The sequence below is a fragment of the Streptomyces sp. NPDC001135 genome, assembly GCF_053598395.1.
On sequence record NZ_JBSFKD010000064.1, the window covers coordinates 21,914 to 28,621 of the forward strand.

At 71.9% G+C, this 6,708-nt stretch carries 2 protein-coding genes; one reads left to right on the top strand and one right to left on the bottom strand.

Annotation, left to right across the window (positions count from 1 at the left end):
* Positions 1-38: 38 nt before the first annotated feature.
* The gene (locus ACWC94_RS41335; RefSeq protein WP_450802814.1) at positions 39-3,473 is read right to left on the bottom strand and encodes a GH92 family glycosyl hydrolase; all 3,435 of its coding nucleotides are present in this window, start codon (positions 3,471-3,473) and stop codon (positions 39-41) included.
* Between the two features lie 487 nt (positions 3,474-3,960).
* On the opposite strand from ACWC94_RS41335, the gene ACWC94_RS41340 reads away from it, so the two are divergent.
* Positions 3,961-6,651: a SpoIIE family protein phosphatase gene (locus ACWC94_RS41340; RefSeq protein WP_450802818.1), complete on the top strand. Its 2,691-nt coding sequence runs from the start codon at positions 3,961-3,963 to the stop codon at positions 6,649-6,651.
* Positions 6,652-6,708 lie beyond the last annotated feature (57 nt).

Sequence of the window (6,708 nt, forward strand, 5' to 3'; positions counted from 1 at the left end):
CCCTCTCGCGAGGGGCGGCCGCTCTTGCTCTCCGTGGTTCAGTCCGTGGCCAGGGTGAACACGTGCAGGTCACCGTTGTGCGGGAGCCGGACGCTGCGCACGGTCTTCCCGTCGGGGGCCGTGAACGGCTTGGTGGCGAAGACGTAGGTGGCCACCGGGTCCTTGCCGGCGCCCGCGACATTGCGGTACGCGGCCCTGGCGACGACCCGGTTGTCGTACTGGACCGTGCCGCCTCCGCCGCCGACGGTCCAGTCGGTGAAGGACAGGTCGACGGTGTCGGTGGTGCCGTCGGTGTAGGTGACGGTCGCCTCGGCCTGCTGATTGCCGTTGACCGCGCTGCCCACGAAGGACAACCGCGTCGCGGGCGTGGGAAGTCCGATGGTCTGGCCGTCTCCCGTGGCGTTGTCGGGGCGGCCGTCGGGCGAGGCCGGCCAGGTGAAGGCGAGGCCCTCGACGGTGCCCTGGCCGCCCGGGGTCAGGCCGGCCGCCGCGAGGGCCTGGCGGGAGTAGCTCCACCCGCCGCCGTCGTAGTCGGCCTCGTCGTGGTCGCCCGGGTCGTCGGAGACGCCGGTGTCGTCGTAGGCCGCGAGCAGGGTGCCGGGGGCGGCCACGGTGAGCGAGACCGGCTGCTCGTACGAGGTGCCGCCCGAGGTGACCGTGACCTTGACGTCGGCGAAGCCCTGGGCGGTGTCCCTGGCCGCCGTGAGGGTGATGTCCTGGACCCCGCCGCAGACCGTGCCCTCGGCGGGCGTGGCCGTGACGCCGGCCGGGGTCTCCACCCGGAAGCGCACCTCGGGGCCGGTGCCGCCGGTCAGCGACAGCGCGCGAACGGTGGTCGTGGTGCTGTCGCCGGGTGCGACCGTGGCGGCGGTGGGGCCGACGCCGATCTGGTAGGGCTGCTCCCCCTCGCGGAACGACGGCGGCGGACTGTCGGCGCCCCAGGTGTGGTCGGGGGTCGCGGACAGGGTGTAGTCGAGCCGGCCGCCGTCGCGGACGAAGGACGCCGGCAGCCAGGGACGGTCGCTGGTACGGCCGTTGACCTTCAGGGAGTGGATGTACGGTGCGCCGGCCGCCGCACCGGTGGCCCTGAGGGAGATGTCGTTGCCCTGCGGCCGGCTGATCTCCACGCGCTCGAACAGCGGGGAGGCGAGGACCAGTTCGGCACGTGAGGGCACCTGCGGGTACATACCGAGGGCCGAGAAGACGTACCAGGACGACATCGCGCCGAGGTCGTCGTTGCCGGGGATGCCGCCGGGCCCGGTCGACCACAGCTGCCGCATCGCGGCGCGTACGGTCTCCTGCGTCTTGTACGGGGCGCCCGCGTAGTCGTACAGGTACGGAACGTTGATCGACGGCTCGTTGTCCAGCTCGGACTTGGTGCCGCCGTGGCCGGTGAAGGCCCAGCCGCCGCTTTCGTCGTGGAAGAAGCCGTCGAGCCGGGCGAGCGCCTTGTCCCGGCCGCCCAGCGCGGCGAACAGGCCCGCCGGATCGTGCGGGACCATCCAGGTGTACTGGGCTGCCGTGCCCTCCACGAAGCCGTTGCCGGTGTCCGGGGTGAAACCGGTGACCCAGCTGCCGTCGGCCTTGCGGTCGGCGATGTAGCCGCCGCTCGGGTCGGCGGCGATGTCGAGGTTGTTCTGCCACCACTGGGCGCGGCGGGCGAAGGCAGCGGCCGTGCCCTTCCTCCCCGCGGCTGCGGCGAGTTGGGAGATCGAGAAGTCGGCCGTGGACATCTCCAGGGTCTCGGCGGCGCCGCCCCAGGCGTTCGAGACACTCGGCATGTAGTGCAGCCTCAGGTACTTGTCCAGCGAGGGCCGCTGGCCGGCGGACAGCACCGGCTTGCCCGCCGGGGACAGGTCCTGTTCGGTCGGCACGGTCGCCGCCTCGACCAGCGAGTCCAGCGCGCCGCGCAGATCGAAGTCCGTGCCGCCGAAGGCGCGGATACCGGCCAGCGCGGTCGGCGAGGGGTCGCCGTTCATGACATGGGTGCCGCTCGCGCCGTGCAGCCAGCGGTCCCAGGTGCCGCCGTTCTGCCGGGCCAGCTCGTACAACGACTGGGCGATGTCGGAGCCGGTGCGGGGGTCGAGGAGGGTGAGCAGCTGCAGCTGGTCGCGGTAGACGTCCCAGCCGGAGAAGGTGCCGTACTGGGCATGCTGCCTGCCGTCGGCTGTATACGGTGGACCGTCTACGGAATCCCGTCGGCCGCCGACTGCATACCGTGGCCCGTCGGCAGCATCCCGCCCCGCGCCGACCGTATGCGGTTGACCGTCTGCGGCATCCCGTCGGACGTCGACCGTATGCAGTCGACCGTCTGCGGCATCCTGTCCACCGCCGACCGTGTGCACGCGCCCGTCGGCCCCCCGGTACCGGCCGTCGGCGTCGCTGATGATGTTCGGGTGCAGCAGCGCGTGGTACAGGGCGGTGTAGAAAGTGGTGCGGTCGGCGTCCGTGCCGCCGCCGACGCGGACGGCGCCGAGCCGCTCGCGCCAGGCCCGGCGGGCCGCGCTCTCGACCGCCTCGAAGGAGCGGTCCGGCGGGTTCTCGGCGGCGAGGTTGGCCTCGGCCGCCGCCTTGCCGACGTAGGAGATGCCGACCTTGACGTGCACCGGCCCTGTGCCGGGCGCGAACTCGACGTATCCGCCGGCGCCCTTGCCGGCGACGGGCCGCCCGCCGTGCGAGAAGCCGCCGGTGCCGCCGGACGCCTCCAGCGAGCCGGGGTTCAGCCTGTCGTCCTGCCAGGTGCCGGCGTCCTTGAAGGCGCGGTCGAAGCGGGCGGTGAAGTAGAGGGTGTAGTAGGCGCGGCGGCCTTCCGGGTCGAGGTAGCCGCAGAAGTCTCCGGAGGTGACGGACCCGGAGACGGTACGGCTGCCGGGGTCGATCGTGACGGACGAGTCCTGCGCCCCGACCTCGGAGTTGGCGGTGCGCACCAGCAGCGAGGCGGGTCTGCCGGACGGGAAGGTGAAGCGGGCGGAGCCGGTGCGTGCGGTGGCGGTGAGGTCGGCGGTGACGCCGGAGGCCAGGCCCACCGTGTAGTGGCCGGGTTCGGCCCGCTCGTCGGCGTGGGTGAAGTCGGAGGCGTAGACGGCGTCCTTGGTGTCGCTCGCCGGGGAGGAGGTGACCTCGCCGGCGTAGGGGAAGAAGGGGATGTCGCCGCTGCCGCCCGCGCAGCCGGTGCCGGACATGTGGGTGAGGCTGAAGCCCCGGATGCGGGTGGCGTCGTAGTGGTAGCCGCCGGGGGCTGCCGTTCTCGTGGCGTCGCCCCTGGTGTTCTCGGGGCTCCAGGAGAGCATGCCGAAGGGCACGACGGCGCCGGGGAAGACGTCGCCGCCGTTCCTGGTGCCGATCAGGGGATCGACGTACCGGGTGGGGTCCTTGACGAGTTCGGGGGGTGCGGCGGACGCCGCGAGGGCGGGAGCGGCGCCGCCGGTCGCGAGGAGCGCGGCCAGCAGCAGGGACAGGGGTCTGAAACGCACGCGGCCCTTCCTCCTTCATGGACGGGTCGCGCACCACAGGTCGCACAAGCCGCAGGGACAGTAACGTGCGCCACCGCTACCACGGAAGACCGCGTGCGCGCCGGACGGCGCACGCCGAGGCCACCCGTTCGGGCTACTCCAAGTGGGTTGACATCGTTGTCGGTTGGGGCGGTAAAGTCATGTACAGACCATCCGACAACGTTGTCGTGCACCCTGGCCGACATCACAAGCCAGCACCACCCGGGCGGGACACCCACCCCCTCGCCCGCCCGGCTCGCGGACCCGGTGCGCACAGCCACCGGGTCCGCCCGAGCACCCTTGTCCGTACATGTTCCGGCGGTGCCCGTGGGACACATGTGGCTGGATACCAGCCATGTGACCTGCGAGGCGGAGAAATGTGGCGTCCATCTCGTGGACCGGCGTAGTCAACGGATGCAACCGGTGCTAGAAATGCCACATGTCGGACCCTTTCGACCGATTCGGGCGTATGTCGTGGCGTTCCACGGCCCGCCGGAGCCGGCGCAGCGTCGCCGGACAGGTCTTCCTTCTCCAGATCACGCTGGTGATAGTGCTCGTGGTCTGCGGAGTCCTCGCTCTGGTCATGCAGTCGGAACGCGACACCAGCACGGAGGCCAAGCGCCGTTCCATAGCCGTGGCGCAGACCTTCGCGCACTCCCCCGGGATCCTCCAGGCGCTGCGCGCCCCGGACCCGTCGAAGGTGCTCCAGCCGCTCACCGAGGCGGGGCGCAGGTCCGCGGGCGTCGACTTCATCGTGGTGATGAACACCAAGGGCATTCGGTACACCCACCCCATGCCCAGCAAGATCGGTCACCGGTTCGTGGGCCGGATCGGCCCCTCGCTGGCCGGGAAGGTCTACACGGAAAGCGTCCACGGTCCGCTCGGCCATGAGGTGCAGGCCACTGTTCCCATTGACGACGCCCGCGGCAGGGTCATCGCCCTGGTCTCCGCCGGGCTGAAGGTGAAGCGCGTGACCAGCGCGGTGGACCGGCAGCTGCCGATCATCCTGGCGGCCGGGGCCGGTGCGCTCGTGGTCACGACCGGCGGTACGGCGCTGGTGGGCAGGCGGCTGCGGCGGCAGACCCACAGCCTGGCGCCGGACGAGATGACCCGGATGTACGAGCACCACGACACGGTGCTGCACTCGGTGCGGGAGGGTGTGCTCATCGTCGATGCCGACCGGCGGATCCTGCTCGCCAACGACGAGGCCCGGCGGCTGCTGGAGCTGCCCGCCGACGCCGAGGGGCGCACTGTGGGGGAGCTGCCGGGGCTCGACCCCGCGATGACGGAGCTGCTGGTCTCGGGGCGCGAGGCCGGTGACGAGGTGCACTTCGCCGGGGGCCGGCTGCTGGCGGTCAACCAGCGGCCCACCGACCGTGCGGGGTGCCCCGAGGGCACCGTGGTGACCCTCCGGGACTCCACCGAGCTGCAGGCGGTGTCCGGCAGGGCGGAGGTGGCCCGGGAGCGGCTGGAGCTGCTGTACGACGCCGGGCTGGGCATCGGCACCAGCCTCGACGTGGTTCGCACGGCCGATGAGCTGGCGCGGGTGGCCGTCCCCCGCTTCGCCGACTTCGTCACCGTGGACGTGGCCGACGCGGTGCTGCACGGCGAGGAGCCGGGGCCTACGGCGACGGACATGCGGCGCGTGGCCGTGGGTGGCATCCGGGACGACCACCCGCTCTACGAGAAGGGCCGGTTGATCGACTTCCTGCCGTCGACTCCGCAGGCCCGCGGCTACGACGCCGGCCGCTCCGAGCTGGTGACCGATCTGTCGGCCGCGCAGGACTGGCAGGTACAGGACCCGGAGCGCGCCCGGCAGATCGTGGAGTTCGGCATCCACTCGCTCGTCACCGCCCCGATCCAGGCCCGTGGGGTGGTGCTCGGCATGGTGAACTTCTGGCGGTCCAAGCGGGAGCCCTTCGACCAGGAGGAGCTGTCGCTGGCGGAGGAGCTGGTGGCTCGGGCGGCGGTCAGTATCGACAACGCCCGCCGGTACACCCGTGAGCACGCCCTCGCGGTCACCCTTCAGCGGAGCCTGCTGCCGCGTACGCTGCCCGAGCAGAGCGCCCTGGAGGTGGGCTACCGCTATCTGCCGGCCCAGTCGGGGGTGAGCGGGGACTGGTTCGACGTGATTCCGCTGCCGGGCAGCCGGGTGGCGCTGGCCGTCGGTGACGTGGTCGGGCACGGCCTGCACGCCGCGGCCACGATGGGGCGGCTGCGGACCGCGGTGCACAACTTCTCCACGCTCGACCTGCCGCCGGACGAGTTGCTCAGTCACTTGGACGACCTGGTCGGCCGCATCGACCAGAACGAGGCGTGTCCGGAGACGTCGGGGGAGATCGTGGGCGCCACCTGCCTGTATGCGATCTACGATCCCGTGACGCGCCGTTGTGTCATGGCCCGCGCCGGGCATCTGGCACCGGCGCTGGTCCACCCCGACGGCAGTGTGACCTTCCCCGAGGTGCCGGCCGGGCCGCCGCTGGGTCTGGGGGGCATGCCGTTCCAGACGGCCGAGCTGGATCTTCCCGAGGGCAGCCAGCTGGTGCTGTACACCGACGGGCTCATCGAGGACCGTACGCGGGACCTGGATGTGGGTATGGAGCTGCTGCGGCGGGCGCTGGCGGGCCACCCCGACCGGACGCCGGAGGAGAGCTGCCAGGCGGTGCTGGAGGCGCTGCTGCCCGAGCGGCCGGTGGACGACGTGGCCCTGCTGATCGCACGCACCCGGGCGCTGCCGGCCGAGCAGGTCGCCGACTGGGACGTGCCGCGGGACCCGGCGGCGGTGTCGGGTATGCGCGCCGCCGTCTCCGGCAAGCTCGAGGAGTGGGGCCTGTCCGAGCTGGGCTTCGGTATGGAGCTGGTGCTGAGCGAGCTGATCACCAACGCCATCCGGTACGGCTCCGATCCGATCCATGTGCGGCTGATCCATGACCGCAGGCTGATCTGTGAGGTGGCCGACGCCAGTAGCACCTCACCGCATCTGCGGTACGCGGCGACGACCGACGAGGGCGGCCGGGGTCTGTTCCTGGTCTCGCAGCTGGCCGAGCGCTGGGGCACCCGTTACACGGACCACGGCAAGGTGATCTGGGCCGAGCTGGCCGTGCCGGATCCGGGGGCTGTGCCGGACCTGGGCGGGTTCCTCGTCGACGGTCTGGACTAGGCCCTGTCGTCACACTCCCGTCGTCGCCCGGAGGGCAGACGGGAGTGTCCGGTGCGT

Coding starts and splice junctions, on each gene's coding strand:
- ACWC94_RS41340 (WP_450802818.1), top strand. CDS start 3,961: ATGTCGTGGCGTTCCACGGCCCGCCGGAGCCGGCGCAGCGTCGCCGGA.